The following is a 25,849-nucleotide window of genomic DNA, read 5'->3' as shown; positions in this document are numbered from 1 at the left end:
GTTGTCCCTGTCAGGGCAGCCCTTCAGGTTGGCCACGCCAGCCTCGGTCGGGCACTCGTCCTGGTAGTCGGCCACGCCGTCGCCGTCCGTGTCAACCGGGCAGCCCTCCTTGTCCACCTGCACGCCCGTAGGCGTGTCCGGGCACTTGTCCCTCCTGTCCGGAACGCCGTCCATGTCCGTGTCCTTAGACTTACCTAGGTTTATACCGATACCGCCTCTGTGCTCCAGGAAGCGGTCGTTGTCACCGCCGGAAACGCCATCTACCATGTCGTTTCCAGTTAAGATATAGGTTGTTTCACCAAACAGGCTTATTGCATCGGTAATACGGAAGCGAATACCAGCTCCACCGGCAGCCGCAGCTGTAACAGTACTCTCTTCGAAGTCTGTTGCTGCTGCAGACGTAGTGCCATATCTTCCATCTGTATTTACATACATACCACCTACCTTAGCAACCAAGTAAGGTCCTATTAAGGCATCTTCTTTTAGAATAGTACCATACATCTTTAGCTTTACTCCAAGCATAAGAGTAGGAACTGGCCCTTCAAACTTTTGCCATTCCTGAAAAGTCCTTTGAGTTGTGTTGTAAGCAAAATCTAAACTAGCATCAAAAGAAGGGCTCAGAAAACGGTTATAGGTAATACCACCTCCCTTTTCTGTACTTTCCCAGAACTGGCTCCCCAGATCTCCATTATAAGAAAGAGCCGTACCATACAGCTGTATGTTATTCGGTCGATCCGAAGTCTGCGCTAGTAAGCTTGTACTTGCCGACAGCAAGAAAACCAGCACAAACGCAGTTTTACATAGTTTTGTAATTCTTGTTCGCATAATTCTAAAGAATATATTTATATATGACAATACGAGCATGTCCAAATCTAGTTTGCAAGATATATAATTTCTTTATATATAAAGAACCTTATATCAAACATAATTTTATTTATTAGTTATAAGATGGCAGCAAAAAACCAGCACCTATTGCACTAATAAAGCTGCTATTTTCTAAACCTGCAGCAAATTTAACAAACATATTAACATTAGTATATATTACCAAAAATTTCAGACTTAAATAATGGTCATCCCTATTTAAGTTGCCAAAATATTACTTCTCTATATACTAGTCCTAGCATTTTGAACAATGCAGGTACAACATACGACCAATTGTGGTAGAACGTTCAAGAAATTCTGTTAGGATTACGCCTAAAGGTCTACTTTTGAAGTTAAGGAAGGGACAAATTTAGTTGGATCAACTAGTAAGGCGCTCATAGTAAAGTGCATAATTAAAGAATAGTTTAAAGTTAATCACAATAGGTAAAGGTGCAGTTCTGCATAAATATGATAACTCCCCACTTTTATTATTATCTTTTTATTTCTTCCTCAGTCCTTATTGGTTCAAGTACACTTCTATAAATTCAGATACTGGCCAGGCTACCTAAACAAATTGCGCCTCGGCTGTACCTGAACTAATTTAAACAGCACCTTTGAGTTTAACAACTGACCGAACAAAGGTTCAAAATAATCAGGAAAGGGAAAAATAAAGGAAGTAGTGCGATTAAACTATCTTCCTCCTATACTCCACCTTGTCTTACTGTTGCATCAGGTTTTCAATGTCCTCAACTTCTAGGGGAATATTTTCCATCAAATCAACAGGTGAGCTTTTTGTTACCAGAATATCGTTTTCCAAACGGATACCAATCCCCTCTTCTCTTATATATATACCTGGCTCACATGTAAACACCATTCCAGGTTCGAATGCCCTGTATTTATCTCCCACATCATGCACATCAAGGCCTAAGTGATGCGAAGTACCGTGCATAAAATACTTTTTGTACAATGGCTTCTTCGGGTCCTGATTGCGCACATCACTCTCATTTAACAGCTCAAGTCTGATTAGCTCATTTTCCATTACAGTGCCAACAAAAGAATGATATTGGTCTAGCGTATTCCCTGGCACCAACATCTGTGTTGCAGCTTTCATTACCCGAAGAACTGACTCATAAACATCTCGCTGACGTTTTGTGAACTTACCATTAACTGGTACGGTACGTGTCAGATCTGAGGCATAATTTGCGTATTCTGCACCAAAGTCCATTAGAACTAGCTCACCATCCTTGCACTCATTATTATTATCAACATAATGCAGAATACAGGCGTTAGCACCGGAAGCTATTATGGGCTGGTAGGCAGGTCCTTTTGAACGATTTCTTAAGAATTCATGGTAGAGTTCCGCCTCAACTTCGTACTCCATGACCCCAGGTTTAATGAACTTAAGGACCCTAAGAAAAGTTCTTTCTGTTATTTGGCAGGCTTGACGCATAAGGGCAATCTCAGCGTCGGACTTCACCGCTCTAAGGTGGTGCATTATGGGAGCTAATCTTATATATTGATGAAGCGGGTAACGCACCTTCATACATTTGATAAAACGGGCATCACGAGTTTCTACCTCTACCACTGCACGAATATGCTCATTTGAATTCAGGTACACATGTTCCGCCTCAGCTATCAATGTGTTTAGAACGCTCTCAAACTCATGTGTCCAGAATACAGTTCTAATACCAGAAGTCTCTTGTGCCTGCTCCTTTGTTAATTTGTACCCCTCCCAAACAAGGATGTGCTCATTTGTTTCCCGGATAAAGAGAACTTCCTTCATCTTTGGGTTTCTGGCGTCGGGAAAGAGTAGCAAAACACTTTCTTCCTGATCAATACCAGACAAATAGAACAGATCGCTATTTTGCCGGAAAGGCATTGTACCATCTGCATTTGTTGGCATTACATCATTAGAGTGAAGAACTGCAAGCGAAGAAGGCTTTAAATGCTTTGCCAGATTGTGCCGGTTTTGCGCAAACAGTTCATTAGTGATAGGCATATGTTTCATAGTCTTATTTTGAGCAAGATGATTCGCATATAGATTTAGAGACCTAATAATAAGAATAAAGAGCGCCTCGAACAAACTCCTGATTCAATTGCGCAGAAGTGGGTAAATTCAAAGCATTAACTATTGAAAAAACTATTTGTAATTTTACATCCCAACTTCAATCTGCTACCATGCGCATAGGATTTGATGCCAAACGTGCCTTCACCAATACATCAGGATTAGGGAACTATAGCCGTTTTGTGATTTCCTCTTTGATACAATTTTACCCAGACAACAAATACCTACTATACACACCACACAAGAAAGACCTTTTCAATCATTTTTATCCAAAGAACGGTAACGTAAAGGTGGCACAGCCATCAGGATGGCAAAAAAAAATAGCATCTCTGTGGCGCACTTTCAAATTAACTTCGCTCATACAAAAAGACCGGCTAAACATTTACCATGGTTTAAGTAACGAGCTACCTGTTAACATTCGTAAAAGCGGCACCAAAGCTGTTGTCACCATTCACGATTTAATATTTCTTCGCTTCCCCGAACTATACAAGCCTCTGGATCGCGCTATTTATCAATATAAATTTAGAAGAGCTTGCGAAGAGGCAGACCAAATAATTGCTATTAGCGAACAGACTAAGCAAGATATTGTTTCTTTTTTCAAAATTGATCCAGTTAAGATAGAGGTTATTTACCAGGACTGCGACTCCTCCTTTCACAAAGCCGCTGACAGTGCAGTAAAAGAAGTGGTGCGGAAAAAATATCAGCTACCGGAAAACTACCTCCTTTCTGTAGGCACGCATGAGCCACGCAAAAATCAACTTAACTTACTCAAAGCATGGCACCTATCCGGAACAGAGTTGGACCTGGTGCTGGTAGGGCGACAAACAAACTATACTCAGCAGCTAAAAGAATACATTGAGCAGGAAAAGCTTCAGGAAAAAGTACACCTGCTGCCATACATCCAGTTCGAGGAGTTACCGGCCATATACCAGATGGCTCACACTTTCGCTTATCCTTCTGTTTTTGAAGGATTTGGCATTCCTATTCTAGAGGCCCTTAACAGTGGAGTACCAGTGATTACTTCAACAGGCTCCTGCTTTCAGGAAGCAGGAGGTGACGCAGCTCTATATGTTCCGGTAGAGCACGAGCAGGTTTCAACGTTGGCAAGTGCTATCCGAAAGCTAGACAATGACTCTACCTTACGTGAGGAAATGATACAGAAGGGTTATGAACACGCACTTCAATTCAGACCAGAGCGCACCATTGTCCAGCTTCATCAGCTTTATCAGCGTGTATCTCAGGCTTAGGGTCTATAAAGACTATTGTTGCTTTTAGTTACAGGCGCATCAGATACTTTCACTAATTATTTCATCTGAACTACTGCCAACTACTAAAATGATTTTACCTTTATAGAGCAGAATAATCTATGTGTTTAGAGCGTTTTCGCCATGGCAGCACAATTGACTCAGCTCTGTGTAATCCAACTGTGTACCTGAATTTTAATTTATAGCTTACATTTACCCCCTTACATGAGAAATTTTACTCAGCCACTCCTTTTTTCATCTTTAATTCTTTTGTTTCTGCTAACTGGCTGCGGAACTTCTATGTATATGCCCGCTGTCCCTAATGTGCCCATGTTTACAAAAAAAGGCGAATTAAGTGCAGGAGGGCATGCCACTCTGAAAGGCAACATCACCTTTAATACTGCCTATGCTGTGTCAGACCACTTTGCTGTCATGCTAAATGGATCTATGCTGAGCAGCGAGCGCAGAAAAAGAGACATGCGCTACAACCAGCTAGAGGCCGGCGGAGGTTACTTTACTACTTTCGGCCCCAACAGCAACCGCGTTTTAGAGATTTATGGTGGCTTTGGAAGCGGCAGCAGCGATCGTACTGACAAGGAAGAAAATAAGGAAACAGGTATTATAACCTATGAAAGACACGAAGCAAACTTCAATAAGTATTTTGTGCAGGTAAACTTTAGCTCAAAGCGTAAAGAATCGCTGAAGCTGCTGGGTAGAGAATTCCCACTCAACTACGGAACTGCCTTAAGGGCCAGCTACGTAAATATGCATGACTACACATTGAACAATGTTGCTGGCCAGGAAGAGGACAATATTTTCCTTGAACCCATCTTTTACACCCGCCTCACGCTAAACCCATCGGTTCAGCTCCAGTATACCAGCGGCACAACGATTGGCCTGAAAAACCGGGATTCTCTTACTGCAGCCTATTCAGTATTCTCGCTGGGCTTTGTCATAAATGTAGGAGGCCGCAACCTGAGTAAATAACTCTATACGTATCAACTGGCTTTTAACTCTTTACTCTTTCCCGTACCTTTGCAGGCTAATTAGACATTGAATGCCTGAATACCAAATTCATACTTTATCAAACGGAATAAGAGTAGTTCATAAGCAGGTGCTGCACACCAAAATAGCCCACAGTGGGTTTATTATGGATATCGGCAGCCGAGATGAACTTCCGGAACAACAGGGCCTTGCTCATTTTTGGGAGCACATGGCTTTCAAAGGCACTCTAAAACGTAAGTCTTTCCACATTCTTAACAGGTTAGAGTCTGTGGGTGGCGAACTTAATGCCTATACCACAAAAGAAAAAATATGCTTTTACAGTTCTGTTCTTGATAAGCATTTTGAAAAATCTTTCGAGCTCCTCACCGACATTACTTTTCACTCCATATTTCCGGAAAAGGAAATTGAAAAAGAACGTGGGGTGATACTGGAGGAGATGGCCATGTACCTGGATACTCCTGAAGAAGCCATCGTTGATGAGTTTGATGCCGTTGTTTTCGACGGTCACCCACTTGGGAACAATATTCTGGGAACAAAGGAGAGTGTCTCGAGCTTTTCTAAGCAGGATTTCCTGAACTTTATCAAACGCAACCTGAGCAATGATTCTTTACTTTTCTGCTCGGTAAGCAACCTGCCGTTCGAGAAAGTGGTGAAATTAGCTGAAAAGTATCTCAAGGATGTTCCTTCGATAAATAAGCAAAGGGATCGTACGCCTTTCGTCAACTATCAACCTAAGGTGATAACCATAGAAAAACCGATTTCACAGGCGCATTGCGTCATAGGCTGTCCGGCCTATGCTCTTTCTGACGATAGACGCATCCCTTTTTTCATGTTGGTAAACCTGCTAGGAGGCCCGGGCATGAACTCACGTTTAAATCTTGCCGTGCGTGAAAAGCATGGTTTGGTTTATACGATTGATGCCAACTATGCCACTTATCTGGATACCGGCTTGCTTTCGATATACTTCGGAACTGAAAAGAAGCAGTTGAAGCGCACCACATCCCTTGTACTTAAGGAGCTAAAAAAGCTACGTGAAAAGCCTCTTGGATCTCTGCAGCTGCATACAGCCAAAGAACAGCTTATGGGCCAGTTAGCAATGGCGGAGGAAAGCAACATGGGCTTGATGATGATGATCGGCAAAAGTATCCTGGACCAAGGCAAAGTAGAATCTCTCAACGAGATTTTCGAAAAGATAAAAAGTATAAAAGCCGGTGACCTGGTAGATATAGCAAATGATGTACTACGCGAGGAACAGCTCAGTTTCCTGAACTACGTACCAGCTTAGTCAATAAATGAATTTTATAGTATGGAATTTATAGATGAGGATCTGCAACGCTATGCAGAGGAACATACATCCTCGGAAAGTGAATTGCTACACAAGGTAAACCGGCAAACCCACCTTGAGGTAATGAAACCAAGGATGCTGTCAGGGCATATGCAGGGAAGGTTATTAGCGATGTTCTCTCATATGATCAAGCCAAAGCAGATCCTGGAAGTTGGGACTTACACCGGTTATTCTGCACTTTGCCTGGCGGAAGGCTTACAACCTGGCGGTATTTTGTATACCATCGACAAGAACGAAGAACTGGAAGATAGAGTACGTGGTTATTTTGCTGAAGCAGGTTTAACTGACAGTATAAGGTATTACATAGGAAACGCTCTTGATATAATTCCGACCATAGATGCTGTATTTGACTTAGTATTTATTGATGCCGACAAGATCAATAATGCGAACTACTATGATATGGTGATAGACCGTATGGCACCCGGAGGATATATTATTGCGGACAATGTCCTTTGGAGTGGAAAAGTTCTGGAAAAGTACCGAAAAAAGCTCGACGAAGACACAGCGTCTTTACTTGCCTTCAATAAGAAAGTGCATGATGATGAGCGGGTAGAAAATATCCTATTACCTATCCGTGATGGACTTATGGTAGCTCGAAAGAAGTAGCTTAATCCCTATTCAGATAAAAATGGCGACAGTAGCAGAGGTGCTGTCGCCATTTTTATACCTTGGCTGCGCCAAAAGAGATTATAATCTACAGCCACAGCTAATTACTCATTCCTTCAAAAAATTTAGCTGAAAATACTTCGTTCTTAATTTATAATGAGAGATAAAATCGAGTAATTTTGTACACTCTATATTATTTTCTGAATATATTAAAGCAGAGATAATTACCTCTTACTGATTCAACTGTCAGTAGAGGCTAATGAGAAAAATTTAGCCAAAGTACAACTACTTATTTACCTGTATGAGAAAACAGCTACCCCTTCTCGTTTTACTGCTTTTGCCACTGCTTACACTGGCACAGAACGTTACTGTTCCAAAAAATGTCTATTTCGCGGATGTTCATTTAAGAATCTCTGATGAGGCACAGCAAGAGATTCAAAAGAAAGTGGATGCTCTGCACCGGAACCAAGTATACTTTCAGAAGAAAGTAGATCTGGCAGACGCTTACTTCCCCATTATTGAGCGTGTTTTCAAGGAGGAAGGGGTGCCAGACGATTTCAAATACCTGGCATTACAGGAAAGTGGTCTGATCGGGGATGCTGTTTCTACGTCTAACGCTGTGGGTTACTGGCAATTTAAAAAGGAGGCAGCCATGGACTTCAACCTGCGCATGGATAATGTGGTGGATGAGCGTCGTCACATTATAGAGGCCAGCCGTGGAGCCGCAAAGTATTTTAAGCGCAGCAACAGCAATTACGACAACTGGTTTACCTCTCTTCTGTCATACTATTTAGGCTATACAGGAGTGAAAACGTACTCCAGTCCGTCAGACAAGGGTTCAAAGAAGATGGACATAAACGACAAATCTCACCCTTATGTCATTACTTTCCTGGCGCACAAAATCGCTTATGACAATTTTGTTGGTAAGAACAAGCCTGTCGTTTCTCTCCAGGAGATGCGGGCAAAGCCAGGCCAAAGCCTCACAGAAATCGCCATCTCAACCAAAACGGATTATGCTGAACTGGAAAAGTATAACAAATGGTTGTTAGGAAACTCCATTCCTTCAGATAAGGATTACTACATTTTGGTGCCAGTACGTAACACCGACAGAGGATTATTAGCATCTAAAGATGAAAAAGCTTCTCCTATAGCTGCTAGTTCTCAAATGGCTGCGGCAGTTATGGTAAAACGCAATGGGCTGAATGCGCTAGTTGCCCGCCCAAATGACTCAAAGGATAAATTAGCACTACAGGCTGGCATTTCTACACGCAAGTTTCTCCGTTACAACGACCTGCACAATTTTGATCCAATTGTTGCCGGATCAGCTTATTATATTGAGAAAAAGAATATAACTGCTGAAAAAGAATACCACATTGTTCAGCCAGGCGAGACAATGCAAATGATTTCTCAGCACTATGGTATTCGCTTAAATTACCTGCTCTTTAAGAACAGAATGAGCCGTACGGAGGTACCAGTTCCAGGTCGCGTACTATGGCTGCAGAAGCGACGCCCAGGAAGTACACCCGTGGAAATCCGCGATTTAAGTCAAAAGCAAAACACTGTTGCTTTGGCACCAGCTAAGAATAAGGCGACAGAGACAATTGAGAAGCCTGCAGATGCGGTTGAGACAGGTCCGAAAGAGAACATCGTAACGCGCTTTATCAATAGTTTCAAGCGCTTCAAGAAAGAACCTATAGAAAACTTATCTTCTGATGCTGTAGTGCAGGAACCAGCTTCACCTGCCACTCATCAGCCATCAGCTGCCGTGGCTACTAATGAGGAAACTGTAAAAGTTTCTAAAACAGAAGCAGCTACTACGGAAGCTGTTGTAACTGAGCAGAATGCTAAGCCGGCATTATATCCTGCTGCTACCAAAGAAAAAGCTGCTGCAACAGAGTCTTCAGAAGTAGTTAAACCAGAAGCAGCCAAAGAAAAATTAGCTGAGAAGCCAAAGGCTGTCGCAGAAGAAGAGACTGAAGTTGAGCTAATTGCTGAACCGGCAAAGGAGGAAGCTGTTATCAAAAAAGAGACAGAACCTTCTAAAAAGATTGTAGTAGCTAAAGGATCCTCGGATATATCAAAAGCGGAATCTTCTAAGGCTACATCTGAAGTAAAAGAAGTTATCTCTAACACAAAAGCAATCACTGCTGCTGAGCCACAGGCAAACGCAACAAGACATATTGTAAAGCAGGGCGAAACACTGTATGCTATCTCCAGAATGTACGCGGTTACCGTAAATGATCTTACAAAATGGAATGGCCTTGGTGATGAACCGCTAAAGCTTGGCCAGGAACTGTTAATAGCAGAACCATTAACCACGCCTACAGCTGGTTCAGAAACAGAAGTTATAACTCGGACCAACAAGGAATATCACACTGTAGTTTCAGGCGAAACACTTTACCAGATATCTAAAACATATAACGTTTCTTTGGAGAAGCTGCGAACCTGGAATAACCTTTCGGACAACAATATTAGACTAGGTCAGGAACTAAGAGTTCAGGCACCTGCCGGAACAACCACGTCTGTAAATGTTGAAGAAGAGAAAGTAAGCAGCAGTTCTACTACAGGGACATCTACTACAGGGGCAATGTACCACACAGTAGCAGCCGGCGAAAGCATGTACCAGATCTCCCGCAGGTATGGCGTTACCATCAAAGACATCATGGAGTGGAATAATAAGTCTGACTTTTCTGTAAGTATTGGCGAGAAGCTACTGGTAAAAAAGAAATAGATTAAAGCTACAGATAAAAAAAGAGAGCCGGCTAAAACAGACGGCTCTTTTTTTATCTCAGTTCCTTACCGATCTTCTGGTGGACTGGTTAAGTTCGAGGCCGATTGTAAGCCGGTAGCAATTTCCGGAGCAATTCCTAAACGCTCATAAATAGGCTGTACCATCTGTCGGAGCTTTGGCCGGTTAACTGCAAAAGGAATTACACTTATGGTACACAAAAAGCCACAACCCAACAAGGTATAAGCTACTCCAATATGTTCTGCCACAGAACCCGCCAGCATGCTTCCTATTGGCGCCATTCCCATAAAGGCAGTAGCATACAGGCTCATTACACGTCCTCGCTTATCATCTTCCACAATGGTTTGCAACAGCGTGTTACAGGAGGCCATCGTCACAATCATACCAAAACCACTGAACAACATAAGCACAAGGGACAGCAGGAAAATCTCGGAAAAAGAAAAAGCCATTAAAGCGAAGCCAAAGAGAAGCATGCAATATATAATCACCTTCCCTAGCCCTACAACTGATTTACGCTGCGCCAGGAACATGGCTCCTCCTAAGGCTCCAAATCCTGAAGCTCCCATTAAGTAACCCAGTGTATTTGCACCTCCCTGAAGAATATCACGGGCAAAAACCGGCAGCAGCACAGTAAAAGGCATTCCGAAAAGACTTACTAGCCCTACAATCACAATCAAAGCCCGGATTGGCGGAAAACCAAAAGCATATTTAAAGCCGTCTTTAAGCGATTGCCACGCTTTTCGTTCCTGCTTTACCCGCTCAAATGGCTTCAGGTGCATCATTATCAGAGAGGCCAGAACAGCAATATAACTAACAGCATTAATCAGCAGGCATATTCCCTCTCCTACAACCGAAATAAGCAATCCTGCTACTGTAGGCCCTACCAGCCTTGCCATATTGAACATAGATGAATTTAAAGCTATGGCATTGCTCACGTCCTCCCGTTTCTCTACCAGTTCAATCACAAAAGCTTGTCGGGTGGCAATGTCAAAGGCGTTGATCGTTCCGAGCACCGCGCTTAAAGCCAGTATATGCCAGATTTCCACTGTATTGGTGAGTACCAGTACTGCCAGGGTAGATGCCTGCAACATTGATAAGACCTGAGTCACCAAAAGAACCTTTCTCCGCTCAAATTTATCAGCAGCCACACCGGCAAAAGGCCCGAACAGAAAGGTGGGGATCTGGCTGGAGAAGGTGACAGCCCCAAGCAGAAAAACTGAATCGGTAAGTCTGTAAACTAACCAACTCAAGGCTATTTGCTGCATCCAGGTACCGATCAGAGAAATGCCCTGCCCTACAAAGAACAGCTTATAGTTACGAGAGCGCAAGGCCCTGAACATATCCCTTAATTTACCACCCAATGCTACTTTCGCCATAGTTACTTTGTTCTCTGCACGTATTTTGGCACAGGCTTTTACTTACGTATGGACCAAGTATAGGAGTTATAGTTTAAACACACACCTTAATACTCATATTCTTTACCAGGGGGCAGCATTCAAGAATCGGAGCCATCTCATGAAAAACATTAGTTAATAACAGCTGTATAAAAGCAGGAATATTCATCAAACATATTTTTAAATGGAAGAAATTCTTGACAGAGTTTATTACCACAATACCGTCCGAGACTATATTATAGTTCTAGGTGTCATCTTAATCAGTATTCTCATCATCAAGTTCTTTAAGCGGGCTATTCTGCTTCGCTTAATAAGATGGACAGAAAGCACAGAAACCCGGCTAGACAATTACCTTATAGAAAGCTTTAGCAGGTTTGGCATTCCTGTTCTTTACTTTGTCATCATTTACATTGCGCTTAACTACCTCACACTATCGGATAGAGCCTCAGATATTATAGAGATTGCTGTAACTGTAGCCATCACTATTATGGTTATCCGGTTCCTGATCTCTACCATTGTCCTCATTATCAGAGCTTATTTACTGAGGAGACACCCGGGCAGAGACACAGTAAATGAACTGGGTGCTATTTCCTTGATCGTAAACGTGGTGATCTGGTTTATTGGCATTGGGTTCTTGCTCGATAACATGGGCTATGATCTTACGGCAGTAATTGCCGGTTTAGGTGTGGGAGGTATAGCCGTTGCCCTGGCAGCTCAAAACATACTCGGTGACCTTTTCAACTACTTCGTTATTTTTCTGGATAAACCTTTTGAGGTAGGTGATTTCCTGATCGTGGATGATAAAAACGGTGTTGTAGAACACATTGGCGTTAAAACCACCCGAATCAAAACCCTGTCTGGGGAGCAGCTTGTGTTTGCTAACAGCGATTTAACCAGTTCACGCATTCACAACTTTAAGCGCATGCAGCGACGGCGCATCGTTTTCACAATAGGTGTAACCTACCAAACCTCTTATGAGAACCTGGAGAGTATACCTGGTGTGCTAAAGTCTATTGTACAGCGCCAGCAGGAGGTTGAGTTTGATCGTGCCCATTTTAAAACATACAACGACTCCAGCTTAGACTTTGAGGTGGTATATTATGTACTGAAGCCTGATTATACTTTTTACATGGACACCCAACAGGCCATTAATCTGGCTATTTACAGGGAATTTGCAAGTATGGGTGTAGATATAGCCTATCCTACCCGAACCCTTTTTATTGTAAACCAGCAGGAAGAAGAAAAGAAAGCCCAAAGGCTATAAGGCTTGAAAATACTCCAAAGGAATAAAGAAGCAGCGGTGACTATTTCCACTGATTTTTTGTTAGCACATTGGCTGCTTTTGGTTTGGGCAGCCAACCTATTTTCTGTAATTTTAACATCCTGAAAAAGCCTATTTTGATTTGACTTGCTATAACACAGTAGTCATTTCTAATTCATGATTTTTAATTTCTAATTCCTCCTAAATGCCTGTTTTTTCGCATTTACACACGCATACACAGTACTCGCTGCTCGACGGCCAGGCCAGCATCAGCGCGCTCATGAAAAAAGCGCAGGCCGATGGCATGCCCGCCGTTGCCATGACCGACCACGGTAACATGTTCGCCGCCTTCAACTTCGTGAACGAAGCCAACAAGTATAACGTGAAGCCGATTGTGGGCTGCGAGTTTTACCTGGTAAAGGACCGCCATCAGAAAACCTTTAGCAAAGAGGTAAAAGACGTGCGCCACCACCAGTTGCTGCTTGCCAAAGACCAGGAGGGTTATCAGAACCTGGCCAAGCTTTGTTCTATGTCCTACATCGAGGGCATGTACAGCAAATGGCCGCGCATTGATAAGGAACTGCTGCTAAAGTATAGCAAAGGACTGATTGCCACCAGCTGCTGTATTGGTGCCGAGGTGCCGCAAGCCATACTTTGGAAAACGGAGGAAGAGGCTGAGAAAATATTTAAGTGGTGGCTCGATGTGTTTGGTGAGGACTACTACATTGAGATTCAGCGCCACGGTCTGATGAACATCGATGGCACCGGCAAAAGCCAGGAAGACATCAACCAGGTGTTGTTGAAGTGGGCTAAAAAGTATAATGTAAAAGTTATCTGCACCAACGATTCGCACTACGTGGATCAGGAAGACTGGAACGCGCATGACATTTTGCTGTGCGTGAACACCGGCGAGGATCAGAGTACTCCCGTTGGTGACTTCACTACAAAATACTATCGCTTTCTATCGGATGACCAGAAGGTGATCTATGATACGGTGGAGAACGTGCGCCAGAAGTATGGCCATCAATCCGGTGTGCGCCAGATGCTGAACCGCATTGATGAGGCGGGTCCGAAAACACGCTTTGGTTTTCCGAACGACCAGTTCTACTTCAAGACGCAGGCCGAGATGAACGAGCTGTTCAAGGATGTACCGGAGGCGGTGGACAATACCAATGATATCGTTGACAAGATCACGCCTCCGAAGCTGAAGCGCGATATCCTGCTTCCTAACTTCCCGATTCCGCCAGAGCATGCTGGGCCTGATGCTTACCTGCGCCACCTTACCTACGAGGGAGCCAAGAAGCGTTACACTGATATCACGCCTGAGGTAGAGGAACGTCTAGACTATGAGCTGCGCATTGTGGAAACGATGGGTTTTGCAGGTTACTTCCTCATCGTGCAGGACTTTATTAACCGTGGCCGCGACATGGGCGTGTTTGTGGGTCCGGGTCGTGGTTCGGCAGCTGGTTCTGCTGTAGCCTACTGCATCGGTATTACCAACATCGACCCAATAAAGTATAACCTGCTTTTCGAGCGATTCCTGAACCCGGAGCGTGTATCCATGCCCGATATTGATATTGACTTCGATGACGTGAACCGCCAGCGTGTGATCGATTACGTGGTGGAGAAGTATGGCAAAACGCAGGTAGCCCAGATTATCACCTTCGGTACCATGGCTGCTAAATCGTCCATTAAAGACGTGGCGCGTTCTACCTCTCTCCCACTTGCCGAAGCCAATGAACTCGCGAAGATGGTGCCGGACACCCCGGGAACTACACTGGCCAAAGCCTTTATGGAGAACCTGGACCTGGCCGCTATCCGCGAAGGTACAGATCATCGTGCCGCCGTGCTTAAGCTAGCGGAGAAGCTGGAAGGCTCTGTCCGTAACACGGGTATCCACGCTGCGGGTGTGATCATTGCTCCGGATGATATCACGAACTACATCCCAGTTTCTACCTCTAAAGACGCCGACCTGCTCGTAACGCAGTTCGATGGTAAGGTGATTGAGAGTGCGGGTATGCTGAAGATGGACTTCCTGGGTCTGAAGACCCTGACCATCATCAAGGATGCCATGGAGCTGATCAAAAAGAACCATGGTGTTGATATTGACATAGATAACATTCCGATAGACGACGAGAAAACATACCAGCTTTACCAGCGCGGCGACACGATCGGTACATTCCAGTTCGAGTCGGAAGGTATGCGCATGTACCTCAAAGACCTGCAGCCTACCAATATTGAAGACCTGATTGCCATGAACGCCCTTTACCGTCCGGGCCCAATGCAGTTCATCCCGAACTTCATCAACCGGAAGCATGGTAGAGAGGAAGTGGAATACCCGCACGAGCTGTTGGAACCTATCCTGAACTACTCCTACGGTATCATGGTGTACCAGGAGCAGATTATGCAGACGGCCCAGATTCTGGCCGGTTACTCACTGGGTGGTGCCGACTTGCTGCGCCGCGCCATGGGTAAAAAGGACATGAAGAAGATGGCCGAGGAGCGTGAGAAATTCATTGCCGGAGCCGCTGAAATTCATAAGATCCCAGCGAAAAAGGCCTCTGAGGTTTTCGATGTGATGGAGAAGTTTGCCCAGTACGGCTTCAACCGCTCCCACTCCGCCGCTTACTCTGTTGTAGCTTACCAGACGGGTTACCTGAAGGCCCACTATCCTGCCGAATACATGGCGGCCGTGCTTACCAACAACATGAACGACATCAAAAAGGTGACGTTTTTTATCGAGGAAGCACGCAAACAGGGAGTAGCCGTACTTGGTCCGGATGTGAACGAATCGTTGCTCAAGTTCAACGTTAACGAGCAGGGGCAGATTCGTTTTGGCCTGGCCGCCATAAAAGGAACAGGTGAAGCTGCCGTGGATGCCATCATTTCGGAGCGCGAGGCAAATGGCCCGTACCAGGATATCTTTGATTTTGCCAAGCGCATTAACCTGCGTGCGGTAAATAAGAAAACGTTCGAAAGTATGGCTTTGGCCGGTTGCTTCGATTCGTGGGAGCTGTACCACCGTGCCCAGTTGATAGAAATACCGGAAGGCGAGAGTATGCCTTTGCTGGAAAAGGCAGTTCGCTACGGCAACAGCTATCAGGCAGAGCAACAGGCCGCGCAGCAGTCGCTGTTTGGAGGAGGTGCCGCTGTAGCAGCCCCACTACCTAAAATACCAGAAGTAGCCGTATGGACACAGGCCGAGATGCTTCGCCGTGAGAAAGAGGTAGTAGGCTTCTACATGTCGGGCCACCCGCTGGACCAGTTTAAGCTGGAGATTGATTCCTACTGTACATGTCCGCTTGATAGAATTGAAGAGTATAAAAACCGCGATGTGAACGTGGCAGGTATGGTTACCGATGTTGTGATCCGTACGGCCAAAAACGGAAACCCGTTTGCTCTGTTCACTATAGAGGATTATGACACTTCGATGCAGATGGCGCTATTTGGAGAAGATTATGTAAAGTTCTCACCCTACCTGAAGATGGGCTTATACTTGTTCATTCGGGGCAAGGTGCAGCTGCGTTATAAAACCGAAGATCAGTGGGAACTGAAGCCGCAGAACATCCAGTTGCTGGGCGACGTGATGGACAAAATGGCACAGGGCGTGCAGCTCAATATCAACCTGCAGCACTTTACGCCAAACTTGGCTGAAGCATTGGAGAATTCTATTGTGACCAGTCCAGGTCAAAAGCGCCTGGAGATTACCCTGCATGTTCCGGATGAGAAGCTGGCGCTGCCTACCTACTCTAGAAAGTATAGAATTGACCCAAAGCTATTCCTGACATCAATCAAGGATCTAGGGTTGGGGGAGTGTAAACTTATCTAACTAAGTGAATCGTTAAAATGCGAACCCTCTAAAAGCAAAAGCCTGATGCTGTACAGCATCAGGCTTTTGCTTTTAGAGGGTTCGCATCATTTTGCAGAGCCTGCAGTTAACTTTATTCCTTTCTTGCCTCCTTTACGGCCGTATCTAAGACAGCATCCTTCCCTGAAGCTATACTTGCTACTGTTGGTTTCACCACTTTGTCTACTTTCACTCCTTTTCGCTGCTCAAAAGAGCCATTTACCCCGTGTTCTCCAACACCTGTAAAAGCTACGTTTGCTCCGCCTGGTAGTGGCAGCCAGGTAATATTACCTGTGGTGCCAGCTGTTTGAGAACCCATAATTGTAGTGTTAGATCGCTGTGTTAGCCCCAAAGCAAAACTCTCCGGCAGGCTCTGTGTGGATTCATCCACCAGAACTATCATATTGCCTTTATAAGGTATAAGTGCCGAAGTATCCGTGTGCTCATACATGCTCTTGCTCACACTAAAAAAACCCGGGTAATGTACAAGGGCATTGGATGTATAGGAAGAATGAAAGTCTTTTTCGTATAAAGCTGGCAATGTCTGACGGTACACGTTAAAATTTGGATAGCCTCTCAAGTCAAGTATAACAGTTTGAGCATCTTTTACAGCCGCAAAAAGTGCCGGCAGAGTATCAGGATTTTGTATTTTGGTATAGTCAACGTACACAATGTTGCGTTCTAGCTCCTTCCACAATTTCTCATCACGTTTATTAGCCCGCTTCATCAGTTCCTGATAAGGTAAGCGGCTGATGGATCTGGTAAGGTGGGATTTGCCTCGCTTGATTTTGATTGTTGCGGCCGTAGAGGTGTCTACGTTTAACAGGTATGCGGCAATGTCTCTGTAGGTAGCCACTTCATTAGACCCTCTTAGCAGTGGCTTTAGTTCTTTTACCCGTTGCTGTACTGGTTTTCCGTTGATGGCTATAATCGCATCCCCCACTTGTATATCCTGTACCCGGGCAAGAGAATCTACAAGAATTTTAGTAATGACAAACTTACCCTGAACATGCTTAACCTGGAAGTAAGGGTTCGGCCCCCACATAGCATTTAGGACAGGACTGCTGGCAAAGCTGTGGCTGTCTTTCAATTCCCTGTTAAGCCGCTGTATCGCCAGGTGATATGCTTGCTCATCCTGCGCTTCATTAAAAACAGGGATATACTTTTCCAGTACTATACTCCAGTCCTTACCAATAGTCTGCTTGTGCGGGTAAAAATAGTTTATCGTGTTCCAGTACCTGGCTAATGCCAATAGTCGCGTTTCCTTACTAGGGTATACTACTTCTGCCATGGGGTTCTCCAGAAAGCGGACATGATCTAACGTGTACTCTTTATACTTATTTGTTATGTACTTACTCTCAAGAGGCAGATGGCGCTCATAAAGGTCTATAAGCTGCTGCTTTAGCTTACTACTTATCTTATAAGCTGCTATTTCCTTTTCAGAGAATATCTCAACTATAGTATCAGCTTTAGGTAAGTTATAGGAGATTGCTAATTTAGGAGCAGGAATCTGCGCATACAGATCATCCACCACGCTGTGATATTCCTTTTGCCCCCTTGCAGCAACTACCTTAGGCACATAAGCTACAAAAACAGAATCCCAGTTTATAGTACCGTTGGCCACATTTGAGTGGTAATACTTCATCAGGCCCCAAACCTTAGTTAAAGTAGCTATTCTTTTAGCAGCTTCCTTATCAAGGGAAGTAGCAGTACTACTGATTTGGCCAAAAAAGATAAAAACAAGCACCAGCACTGCGGCAAATTTATTCTGGAGTAACTTCATAGCTTTATTAATTAGTACGAATAGGCAAAGTAAATAATGAACTGTATAACACTCAGATTCAATAGATACAGCTAAGGTTGCCTGCCGTAATAATTTTTCTTCGGTTTATTGCATATTACTGCGTCTTATGCCGATAATCAATTCCAAATAATTTCACTCCCCCACCACATTTTCCTTACGAGACTTGCTTCAGAAACTTTTATTTACAACATTTGTTTATACAAATAACTTATATCTAGTAGAAGTAAAACCACGTAAGTAATCATTACAGCTATTAGTATACAGCTTCAGGCAGTAAGACAGCTTGTCAGGCTCATAGAGATTGGGCAGGTATTTGTCTAACCTTTTATTGTTACTATATTTAAGAACAGATTTAACACAACAAAACGTTAAAGTTATGGCTAACAAAGCAATCGAGATCACCGACGCAAATTTTGATGAAATCATCAATTCAGATAAACCAGTATTGGTAGACTTTTGGGCAGAGTGGTGCGGACCATGCCGTATGGTGGGTCCAATTGTGGAAGAACTGGCTGGCGAGTATGAAGGCAAAGCCGTTATTGGCAAGGTTGACGTAGACGCTAATCCTCAAACTTCTGCTAAATTTGGCATCCGCAGCATTCCAACGCTTCTTGTTTTCAAAAACGGGGAAGTAGTTGACAAGCAGGTAGGCGCTGTTCCAAAAAACGTACTGTCTCAGAAACTGGATGCGCAAATGGCGTAAGTTTTGTCTCGACATCATAAAAAAAGCCTCTCCTGCTTCATTGCAGGAGAGGCTTTTTTTTACTTCTACTCTTCCTCCATCATTACAATGCTGATATCGCCGCTTCGCTCAATGTAGGCCCGCTTTACCTTTTTGAAATCCGGTACACTTCCAGTATTACGGATGGCTTCCTCCAGATCATGCTTGGTTACACTGTACTCCTGCATTTTCTTCAACTGTAGTTCTCCTTCTTTAATCAAAAGCTTTGGATCTCCTTTTATTACCCTGCCAAACCCATTATCTGCATGAAAGGCTAATTTAGCAAGGAGGCGATGAAGGATCACAAGAACAAAGGCAGCTACAATAGTAGGCCAGAAAGGGGAGTTACCTGTTATGGCACGGCTTAATACAGAGCCATATATGATACCTAGTACAATATCAAAGGCTGTATTTTTCCCAAAGATGCGCTTGTTACCTAACCTCACTATAATAAGTGCGGCGATAAAAACTACAACAGCTCTTATAGCCATTTGCCACCAGCTCAGAGAATCCTCCCCTATGCCAAGTGCTGTATCTATTATCTTAAGTGCTGTATCTAAAAATTCAAGCATACAAAGCTGAAACGGGGGTATCCAGGACTTAGTTGTACTCTTAACCGGCGTTACCACAGTTACAGAGGCTCTTATCTAGACTAGACAGAACCTCAAAATTATTTTCCACTTCCTGCATCAGGCTCTGGAGCTTTGCATTATACTCCTGCACCTTCAGTAACTTGCCTTGCTCTGGCTCTTGTTTGTTTAACAGGTCCAACGCCTTTATACTTTTGCCGAACTCAGTATTCTTCTCGTGCATTCGGCTTACATACTGGTCCAGCACCTGGTTAGTAGAAGAGGCTACAGTCTGTAAATTATTTTCGATGCAAAGCTGCCGTTTCAGGTGCTTGAAAACAGTTTGTTCAGCTGCCTGATTCAACTCCTCCTTCTTCTTTAGGGCTTGCTTTAGCTTAAAGGTATCGTATCGTTTATTATACTCTGCTATGGCATCGCGCACTTTTTCGCGGCAGCTCTGGCATTTGCTGGAAGTTACTTTCTCAAGTATAGTATTGCGCTGCGGCAATGTTTCATCGTTTGCCTGCAACTCATTTAGTTTTTGTATCTCCTTTGCATAAACTTCGCTAAACTGCAGGTCCTCCAGCTTTTTTATTAGCCTGATAATTGCCTCTCCTTCAACAGAAGCAGAGAGGTACTCCGGTTTAGGTAATTCTACAGCATATAGCCTTGCTAAGGCTGCCTCCCGCTTTTCAGATGTGTTCCATACTTTTGGATCACTCTCCATCTCACGAAGCGTATTTACCAGTACTTTCCCGTTCTTCAGATTATGGTCGGCTTCCAGGTAAAGCTCAGCATTGCCTAGTATAGCCTCATACTCCGGTTTGAAAATATTCTGGTAGGTGCTGTTCTTATCAAACTCTTTCTCGCGGGCATCAAATGTACTTTTCAGACGCTTATACTCCTGTATTATTCCGAACAGATTCTTGGCATTTACCTCCGGACTATTGTTGCGGTAATTCAAACGGTAAATGTTCAGGTTCTGCTTCATCTCTGCGAAAACGCGCAGAAACTCCACATAAAGTTTCTCTTGACGATATGTCTCATCATTCACCAGTTTCTGCTCATACGCACTCTGAATCTTTTGCTTCCGCTTCTCGATAAGATCCTGGGTAACTTCATCTCCAGTGAGTACATCCATCTTGTAGAGCGACTTATAATTCGCAACCACCATATAAGGATAGTCTTTATACCCTATAAACTCCTCCAGGCTTTTACGATCAAGCTTGTTAGAGTTTTTGGAAAGGTAATCCGTTAGCTTGATAGCCTTTATGGTTACAGTCTTCACTTCGCCGGGAACAAAAACGTAAACACGAACTGAATGCAATCGGGTATCAAAATCCTGCCCTTCATAAAGGCGGATAGTGGAACTAAACTTATACTCCCGCTTCGTAGTACGCGCGTTCAGCAGGTTACCAAACTCACCAACCAAGGAAAGTACAGCCCCTGACGGGTTAGTAAGTTTGGAAAGGTTTACCAACTGATTTGCAACAAGGCTAAAAACCTGATCTCCCTCGTTGTTTGTAACAGCCTTGGCATTAATTACCGCATCTATACTATTCTGAGTGGAAGACAGAGGCATTTTATCAATGATACGCACCACCTCCAGGTAATCGCTTACCTGCGTTTTATACTCTTTCTTATCCTGGTTGATATAGAAGTTGTAAAGCGGGTACACTATAGCATCATTGCCAAACAGCTTCATGTTCTTAAGCTGTGCAGTTATGAACAAGTACTCCAGTGCGTTTCCGTACTTTTTCCGTTTTCGCTTCGGAACCCCTCGCTCCAACTCATTCAATACCCGAGTGAACTTGTTGCCATTAAAGAGGTAGATATCAGTAGAGAGGTACTGCCACTCGTCTGAAAAAACAAAGTCATCGTTGTAACTGTAACCTAAGCGGGTTTCAATATTACGCTGCGCAAAAACCTGCTGACTGAGCAGCAGCAGAAAGAAAAAGAAAACTATTCTCCTCATAAACTACGTTATAATCAAGTATTAGCGGCTCTGAGCAAGAGCCGTGAACGAGACAGGTAAACGTTATTAGCTAACCATAAGTGCATTAAAATTGCTAATAATAACGGTAGAATCATAAAATAATTATCAGACAAAGTATAGGATATGTTAAGATATAGAATATTGTTTTTTGCAATAGCCCTAGCAGCGCCGCAAGTTAAGGCCGAAGTCATCCATGGGTCCTCAGATATAGCAAAGACTGCTACTGCCTCAGAGCTTACAGAAAGTCAGAAAGTAGAGCGCTTAATTGAATTTATCCGAAGCATGAAGGGAGCGACTTTTATCCGGAACGGAAGCGAGCATAGCTGTCAGGAAGCTGCAAAACATCTAAAGTTAAAATGGGAGAAACATAAAGGCCATATAAGCTCTGCAGAGGAATTTATAGAAGATCTTGCCTCACGATCAGGATTAACAGGCCAGGATTACTTAGTGCGTTTTGCTGACGGAACTGAAAAGACAACAAACGAAGTACTGACAAAAGAGTTAAGGCGTCTGGAGAGCACAAAGAGCTAATACGTTCATAACCAACTGCCACAAGTTAATTACGTAGGGTTTTATAAACTTGAAGCTTCTACTTTTATGATACAATTGCTGGAAGAATCTAAGGAGGATCTGGTGGCCTTTCGAATTTCGGTTGATGTCGATAAAAGCGACTATGAAGTTATGCTCCCGCTGCTGGAAGAACGGATTAAGCAACATGGCAAGATAAGAGTCTATGCTGAGATATACGATGTGAAAGCCTTTACCTTAGCCGCACTCTGGGAGGAAATAAAATTTGATTTTACCCATGCTGCAGACTTTACACGTGTAGCTATTGTGGGTGACCAGACCTGGACGGATGTTATATCTGTACTAGCAAAGCCATTTACAACAGCAGAAGTAAAACACTATGACTTTAACCAGAGACAGCAAGCGTGGGAGTGGATCAACTCCTGATGCAGGCACTGTCATTATAAAGCAGGAAGAGCGCAGCAGAGTTATCTGCTGCGCTCTTCCTGCTTTACAAGATAAACTTATATTTAATCTTTGTAGATAGATACCTGTGCTTTCCCGTTTTTCATGTAGCCCCGGTACATACCAGCTGAATTGAAAGGCATGGCTAAATTTCCATTCTTGTCGAGTGCTATTACACCACCTTCTCCTCCGAAATCCACCAGCTTTTTCATTACAACCTCATCGGCTGCTTTCTTAACTGAATACCCTTTGTACTTCATAAGAGCTGCTATGTCATGGGCTACAACAGCCCGGATAAAGTATTCACCGTGGCCTGTTGCTGATACTGCACAGCTGTTATTGTCAGCATAAGTACCTGCACCGATTATTGGCGCATCACCTACCCGTCCATATCTTTTGTTTGTCATTCCACCTGTAGAGGTAGCAGCAGCTAAATTACCATAAGCATCTAAGGCAACTGCACCTACTGTACCAAATTTTTTACCTTCTATAAATATGTTCTCATTGCTGCCTGTACCACCGTCATGGTCTAGCTGGGTTTTCTCCTTATCCTTAATCTTCTGAAGCTGCTCAAAGCGGGTCTGTGTGTAGAAGTAAGAAGGATCTACCAGTTCAATGCCATGTATCTTGGCAAATTTTTCTGCACCACTACCAATCATCATCACATGCTCAGACTTCTCCATTACCGCACGGGCTGCAGTTATGGGATTCTTTATAGTGGTAACACTGGCAATAGAACCCGCATTAAGTGTTTTACCATCCATGATGGCAGCATCCATTTCGTTCTTCCCTTCATTGGTAAATACTGCTCCCTTACCAGCATTGAAAAGTGGTGAGTCTTCCATTACCTTAATTGTAGCCTCAACGGCATCGAGGCTGGTACCACCTTTTTTGAGCACGGCGTATCCGGTTTCAAGAGCCTCATTTAACTTTTCACGGTAAGCCTTTTCTTTCTCAGGAGTCATATTCTCACGAGTTATAGTACCTGCGCCACCGTGTATAACCAGCGTTATTTTATTATAATCAGGTTTTGTCTGTGCCAGTCCTGTAAAGCTTATCAGCATAAACAGGAGCAAAAAATGCAGATTCCTTTTCATTTCAAAAGAGATATTTTAAATAGTTAAAAAGCATTGACAGCATAACAGCTGCTACTAAAGTTAAGCTTTTTTGTGCGAAGAAATAAAGCGAACAGCACAGCTCTAATCTTAACCATAGCCTGATTCCTGCAGGTGCTTTCAGTTATAGCACTTAACTTAGCGGCATGACATTAATAGACAAACTCGCCTGGATTGAGATACAGGAAAGAAAAGTACTCAGTACACGCAGCTACGGCAAAAATGTTTATTACATACCGGGTGGTAAACGTGAGTCTGGTGAAACAGACATACAGACTCTTATCAGAGAGATTAAAGAAGAACTAACAGTACAGCTAACTCCTGAAACATTGAAGTTCCTGGGAATTTTTCAGGCGCAGGCACACGGACATGCTGCTGGCATTGAAGTAAAAATGCAATGCTACTCAGGTAGTTACTCCGGCACAATAGCAGCCAGTTCAGAGATTGAGGAGGTAGTCTGGTTACGTTACCAGGACCGTGATAAGGTATCGCCGGTCGATATGCTCATATTTGATTGGCTAAAAGAACAGGACCTGATAGATTAGAGCCTATGTCTTTTCTGTTATCCTTAAGGCACTGGCAAGCCTTTTTACTGATTTTTGTACTCCCCTTCCTGTTGCAGTTTACCTTACCACGCATCGCGGCTACAACAGGATTTAGTATAGGTGAGGCGGCCAGTACCGCTATAGATGCGCTGCCAACAATTTTCCTGACTGTCTGGATATGGCAGGTTGGAGTACTAATGCACCGCAGGCTTCCCTCCATGATAAACATTAGTGCAATCTATCTCCATCTTGGTGCGCTGTATTTTGTGTTATACACTATGTTACTTGTTTATACTTTTGCTTTGGTACGGGAAAGTATAACAGAAGGCACATTGCCTTTCGGGATGCTTGTATTATTACTCCCCATGCACCTCTTCGCTACTTTCTGTTTTTTGTATATGGTGTATTTCACAGCCAGAAGTATTGTAAGCGTACAACATCAAAGAATAGTTGAATTTGGAGAATATGCGGCAGTACTTTTGCAGATCATGTTTCTCCCAATTGGAATTTGGTTCTTACAATCACGCCTAAGGCAGTTGCCCCGCCTCTGAACCCCTTTCCATCATATATGATAAACTACTGTTATAAAAGCACTTATAAACAACTTAAAATATTACACAAAAATTATATATGACCAATATAATATTACTGACATATGATCGTTCAAACGTAAGTCAAGCAGTTCACAAAGGGACTTTTTGCACTTTTTGGTAGTATACAGCTTAATCTTTTACCATATTTGTAATACAATTCTGTACATAAGCTTAATAATTCGTAAACCAACAATTAACTAACAACCATGAAATTCAATTTTTTTAAGGCCTCCTTATCTCTTTTGCTGTGTACAACACTTATGGCCTCATGCGTATCTTCTAAGAAGTATGAGGATTTAAGAGCAAGCAAAGAGGCGTTGGAGCGTGAGCAAGCTGCTTCTCAGCAGAAAGTAAATGACCTTACGGCTTCTCTGAAAGACCGTGAGCAGAAGCTTGCTGAAATGGAGCGTGCCATGAATGAGCAGCAGAAAATTCTTGATAACCTGAAGAATGAGGTAAATGCAGCTTTGAAAGGCTTTAATGAAAGTGACCTGAGCGTAAATGTTAAGAACGGAAAAGTATACGTTTCTATGTCTGATAAGCTACTATTTGCAACCGGCAGCACAAAGGTTAACCCTAGTGGTAAAAAAGCTATTGATCAACTGGTAGACGTTCTAAAAAACAATCAGCAGGTTGAGGTAATGGTTGAAGGTCATACAGATGATGTAAGTGTTGCAAGTGGTATGAAATACCTGACTGATAACTGGGATCTAAGCGTACTTCGTGCAACTGAGATCACCCGTATGATGACAGACAAAGGCCTTTCTCCTGATAGAATTACTCCTGCTGGCCGCTCTTTCTATATGCCTGTAGACACAGGACGATCTGCAGCGTCTAAAGCCAAAAACCGCCGTACAGAGATCATCCTTACACCAGATTTCTCTGAGATATATAAGATTCTGGGGGTTCAGTCATAACTTATTCTGAACAGCACAAAAAAAGCCGGTGATTTAAAAGTCACCGGCTTTTTTTGTGCCTTTGTCCCGTCCTAAAATAGGTTGACACTTAAAACAACCTATTATGGAAAAAGGAGCAGAGAAAAAAAGCAAGCGCAGTCAGCGCGATTATTCCTTAGGCTTTAAACTACAAGTGGTAACTGAGGTAGAGAGTGGGGACTTGACGTATAAACAGGCCCAGAAAAAGTACGGCATCCAGGG

20 protein-coding genes and 1 pseudogene are annotated in these 25,849 nt (G+C 43.4%); 14 read left to right on the top strand and 7 right to left on the bottom strand.

Translation table 11 applies throughout. The features are described from left to right. A partial coding sequence (locus ACFSRY_RS05635; protein WP_377503916.1) for a thrombospondin type 3 repeat-containing protein occupies window positions 1-825 on the bottom strand: 825 nt, incomplete at its 3' end. Window positions 826-1,579: 754 nt separating this feature from the next. Beyond that, complete coding sequence (locus tag ACFSRY_RS05630; protein ID WP_377503914.1) at window positions 1,580-2,869, bottom strand: aminopeptidase P N-terminal domain-containing protein; 1,290 nt, start codon at window positions 2,867-2,869, stop codon at window positions 1,580-1,582. 170 nt (window positions 2,870-3,039) lie between these two features. Here ACFSRY_RS05630 and ACFSRY_RS05625 point away from each other — a divergent pair, with 170 nt between their 5' ends. The 5 genes from ACFSRY_RS05625 (at window position 3,040) to ACFSRY_RS05605 (ending at window position 9,857) form a co-directional block, all read left to right on the top strand. Next, window positions 3,040-4,173, top strand: coding sequence for a glycosyltransferase family 4 protein (locus ACFSRY_RS05625; protein ID WP_377503912.1), 1,134 nt, complete (start codon window positions 3,040-3,042; stop codon window positions 4,171-4,173). Between the two features lie 327 nt (window positions 4,174-4,500). Beyond that, the gene (locus tag ACFSRY_RS05620) at window positions 4,501-5,157 is read left to right on the top strand and encodes a hypothetical protein (RefSeq protein ID WP_377503910.1); all 657 of its coding nucleotides are present in this window, start codon (window positions 4,501-4,503) and stop codon (window positions 5,155-5,157) included. Between the two features lie 70 nt (window positions 5,158-5,227). Continuing rightward, on the top strand, window positions 5,228-6,460 hold the full coding sequence (locus ACFSRY_RS05615) for a M16 family metallopeptidase (protein ID WP_377503908.1): 1,233 nt from the start codon (window positions 5,228-5,230) through the stop codon (window positions 6,458-6,460). 21 nt (window positions 6,461-6,481) lie between these two features. After that, window positions 6,482-7,126 carry an O-methyltransferase gene (locus ACFSRY_RS05610; RefSeq protein ID WP_377503906.1) on the top strand — a complete coding sequence of 215 codons (645 nt, stop codon included), beginning with the start codon at window positions 6,482-6,484 and terminating at the stop codon, window positions 7,124-7,126. A 301-nt stretch (window positions 7,127-7,427) separates the two neighbouring features. After that, the gene (locus ACFSRY_RS05605) at window positions 7,428-9,857 is read left to right on the top strand and encodes a LysM peptidoglycan-binding domain-containing protein (RefSeq protein ID WP_377503904.1); all 2,430 of its coding nucleotides are present in this window, start codon (window positions 7,428-7,430) and stop codon (window positions 9,855-9,857) included. A gap of 65 nt (window positions 9,858-9,922) precedes the next feature. Here ACFSRY_RS05605 and ACFSRY_RS05600 read toward each other — a convergent pair whose 3' ends face one another. Continuing rightward, on the bottom strand, window positions 9,923-11,251 hold the full coding sequence (locus ACFSRY_RS05600; protein ID WP_377503902.1) for an MFS transporter: 1,329 nt from the start codon (window positions 11,249-11,251) through the stop codon (window positions 9,923-9,925). A gap of 202 nt (window positions 11,252-11,453) precedes the next feature. On the opposite strand from ACFSRY_RS05600, the gene ACFSRY_RS05595 reads away from it, so the two are divergent. Both ACFSRY_RS05595 and dnaE read left to right on the top strand, forming a co-directional pair. After that, the gene (locus tag ACFSRY_RS05595; RefSeq protein WP_377503900.1) at window positions 11,454-12,533 is read left to right on the top strand and encodes a mechanosensitive ion channel family protein; all 1,080 of its coding nucleotides are present in this window, start codon (window positions 11,454-11,456) and stop codon (window positions 12,531-12,533) included. A gap of 202 nt (window positions 12,534-12,735) precedes the next feature. Then, window positions 12,736-16,359: a DNA polymerase III subunit alpha gene (gene dnaE / locus ACFSRY_RS05590; protein WP_377503897.1), complete on the top strand. Its 3,624-nt coding sequence runs from the start codon at window positions 12,736-12,738 to the stop codon at window positions 16,357-16,359. Window positions 16,360-16,471: 112 nt separating this feature from the next. On the opposite strand, the gene ACFSRY_RS05585 is transcribed toward dnaE, so the two are convergent. Next, a complete protein-coding gene (locus tag ACFSRY_RS05585) occupies window positions 16,472-18,160 on the bottom strand; it encodes a S41 family peptidase (RefSeq protein ID WP_377503895.1) in 1,689 nt (562 codons plus the stop codon). Window positions 18,161-18,557: 397 nt separating this feature from the next. Between ACFSRY_RS05585 and trxA the strand changes: the two genes are divergently transcribed. Continuing rightward, window positions 18,558-18,884, top strand: coding sequence for a thioredoxin (trxA, locus tag ACFSRY_RS05580; RefSeq protein ID WP_114783039.1), 327 nt, complete (start codon window positions 18,558-18,560; stop codon window positions 18,882-18,884). 65 nt (window positions 18,885-18,949) lie between these two features. Here the strand turns inward: trxA and ACFSRY_RS05575 are convergent, their stop codons facing one another. Both ACFSRY_RS05575 and ACFSRY_RS05570 read right to left on the bottom strand, forming a co-directional pair. Then, complete coding sequence (locus ACFSRY_RS05575; RefSeq protein WP_377503893.1) at window positions 18,950-19,474, bottom strand: DUF421 domain-containing protein; 525 nt, start codon at window positions 19,472-19,474, stop codon at window positions 18,950-18,952. A gap of 40 nt (window positions 19,475-19,514) precedes the next feature. Beyond that, complete coding sequence (locus ACFSRY_RS05570; RefSeq protein ID WP_377503891.1) at window positions 19,515-21,446, bottom strand: hypothetical protein; 1,932 nt, start codon at window positions 21,444-21,446, stop codon at window positions 19,515-19,517. A 144-nt stretch (window positions 21,447-21,590) separates the two neighbouring features. Between ACFSRY_RS05570 and ACFSRY_RS05565 the strand changes: the two genes are divergently transcribed. Together ACFSRY_RS05565 and ACFSRY_RS05560 are read left to right on the top strand one after the other, a co-directional pair. After that, window positions 21,591-21,998, top strand: coding sequence for a DUF5329 family protein (locus tag ACFSRY_RS05565; RefSeq protein WP_377503889.1), 408 nt, complete (start codon window positions 21,591-21,593; stop codon window positions 21,996-21,998). 66 nt (window positions 21,999-22,064) lie between these two features. Continuing rightward, a complete protein-coding gene (locus ACFSRY_RS05560) occupies window positions 22,065-22,421 on the top strand; it encodes a SpoIIAA family protein (protein ID WP_377503887.1) in 357 nt (118 codons plus the stop codon). An 83-nt stretch (window positions 22,422-22,504) separates the two neighbouring features. Here ACFSRY_RS05560 and ACFSRY_RS05555 read toward each other — a convergent pair whose 3' ends face one another. After that, window positions 22,505-23,503, bottom strand: coding sequence for an isoaspartyl peptidase/L-asparaginase family protein (locus tag ACFSRY_RS05555; protein ID WP_377503919.1), 999 nt, complete (start codon window positions 23,501-23,503; stop codon window positions 22,505-22,507). A gap of 197 nt (window positions 23,504-23,700) precedes the next feature. Between ACFSRY_RS05555 and ACFSRY_RS05550 the strand changes: the two genes are divergently transcribed. The 4 genes and pseudogenes from ACFSRY_RS05550 to ACFSRY_RS05535 all read left to right on the top strand — a co-directional run. Further along, on the top strand, window positions 23,701-24,099 hold the full coding sequence (locus ACFSRY_RS05550; protein WP_377503885.1) for an NUDIX hydrolase: 399 nt from the start codon (window positions 23,701-23,703) through the stop codon (window positions 24,097-24,099). A 5-nt stretch (window positions 24,100-24,104) separates the two neighbouring features. After that, entirely contained in the window at window positions 24,105-24,650 is a 546-nt protein-coding gene (locus ACFSRY_RS05545) for a hypothetical protein (protein WP_377503883.1), read from the top strand. Window positions 24,651-24,952: 302 nt separating this feature from the next. Continuing rightward, the gene (locus ACFSRY_RS05540) at window positions 24,953-25,609 is read left to right on the top strand and encodes an OmpA/MotB family protein (RefSeq protein ID WP_377503881.1); all 657 of its coding nucleotides are present in this window, start codon (window positions 24,953-24,955) and stop codon (window positions 25,607-25,609) included. A gap of 103 nt (window positions 25,610-25,712) precedes the next feature. After that, window positions 25,713-25,849 (top strand): annotated as a pseudogene (locus ACFSRY_RS05535) (IS3 family transposase); the annotation flags it as partial.

Source organism: Pontibacter locisalis (assembly GCF_042684605.1).
In the GTDB taxonomy this organism is placed as follows: Bacteria; Bacteroidota; Bacteroidia; order Cytophagales; family Hymenobacteraceae; genus Pontibacter; species Pontibacter locisalis.
The sequence above is the reverse complement of the archived record's forward strand: the minus strand, read 5'-3'. Positions and strand labels throughout refer to the sequence as shown.

Excerpts from the sequence above, each read along its gene's own strand:
- ACFSRY_RS05555 (WP_377503919.1), bottom strand. The coding sequence starts at position 23,503 with ATGCTGATAAGCTTTACAGGACTGGCACAGACAAAACCTGATTATAAT.
- ACFSRY_RS05570 (WP_377503891.1), bottom strand. The coding sequence starts at position 21,446 with ATGAGGAGAATAGTTTTCTTTTTCTTTCTGCTGCTGCTCAGTCAGCAG.
- ACFSRY_RS05625 (WP_377503912.1), top strand. The coding sequence starts at position 3,040 with ATGCGCATAGGATTTGATGCCAAACGTGCCTTCACCAATACATCAGGA.
- ACFSRY_RS05550 (WP_377503885.1), top strand. The coding sequence starts at position 23,701 with ATGACATTAATAGACAAACTCGCCTGGATTGAGATACAGGAAAGAAAA.
- ACFSRY_RS05585 (WP_377503895.1), bottom strand. The coding sequence starts at position 18,160 with ATGAAGTTACTCCAGAATAAATTTGCCGCAGTGCTGGTGCTTGTTTTT.
- ACFSRY_RS05615 (WP_377503908.1), top strand. The coding sequence starts at position 5,228 with ATGCCTGAATACCAAATTCATACTTTATCAAACGGAATAAGAGTAGTT.
- ACFSRY_RS05575 (WP_377503893.1), bottom strand. The coding sequence starts at position 19,474 with ATGCTTGAATTTTTAGATACAGCACTTAAGATAATAGATACAGCACTT.
- ACFSRY_RS05560 (WP_377503887.1), top strand. The coding sequence starts at position 22,065 with ATGATACAATTGCTGGAAGAATCTAAGGAGGATCTGGTGGCCTTTCGA.
- ACFSRY_RS05620 (WP_377503910.1), top strand. The coding sequence starts at position 4,501 with ATGTTTACAAAAAAAGGCGAATTAAGTGCAGGAGGGCATGCCACTCTG.
- ACFSRY_RS05540 (WP_377503881.1), top strand. The coding sequence starts at position 24,953 with ATGGCCTCATGCGTATCTTCTAAGAAGTATGAGGATTTAAGAGCAAGC.
- ACFSRY_RS05565 (WP_377503889.1), top strand. The coding sequence starts at position 21,591 with ATGTTAAGATATAGAATATTGTTTTTTGCAATAGCCCTAGCAGCGCCG.
- ACFSRY_RS05545 (WP_377503883.1), top strand. The coding sequence starts at position 24,105 with ATGTCTTTTCTGTTATCCTTAAGGCACTGGCAAGCCTTTTTACTGATT.
- trxA (WP_114783039.1), top strand. The coding sequence starts at position 18,558 with ATGGCTAACAAAGCAATCGAGATCACCGACGCAAATTTTGATGAAATC.
- ACFSRY_RS05610 (WP_377503906.1), top strand. The coding sequence starts at position 6,482 with ATGGAATTTATAGATGAGGATCTGCAACGCTATGCAGAGGAACATACA.
- ACFSRY_RS05600 (WP_377503902.1), bottom strand. The coding sequence starts at position 11,251 with ATGGCGAAAGTAGCATTGGGTGGTAAATTAAGGGATATGTTCAGGGCC.
- ACFSRY_RS05630 (WP_377503914.1), bottom strand. The coding sequence starts at position 2,869 with ATGAAACATATGCCTATCACTAATGAACTGTTTGCGCAAAACCGGCAC.
- ACFSRY_RS05595 (WP_377503900.1), top strand. The coding sequence starts at position 11,454 with ATGGAAGAAATTCTTGACAGAGTTTATTACCACAATACCGTCCGAGAC.
- dnaE (WP_377503897.1), top strand. The coding sequence starts at position 12,736 with ATGCCTGTTTTTTCGCATTTACACACGCATACACAGTACTCGCTGCTC.
- ACFSRY_RS05605 (WP_377503904.1), top strand. The coding sequence starts at position 7,428 with ATGAGAAAACAGCTACCCCTTCTCGTTTTACTGCTTTTGCCACTGCTT.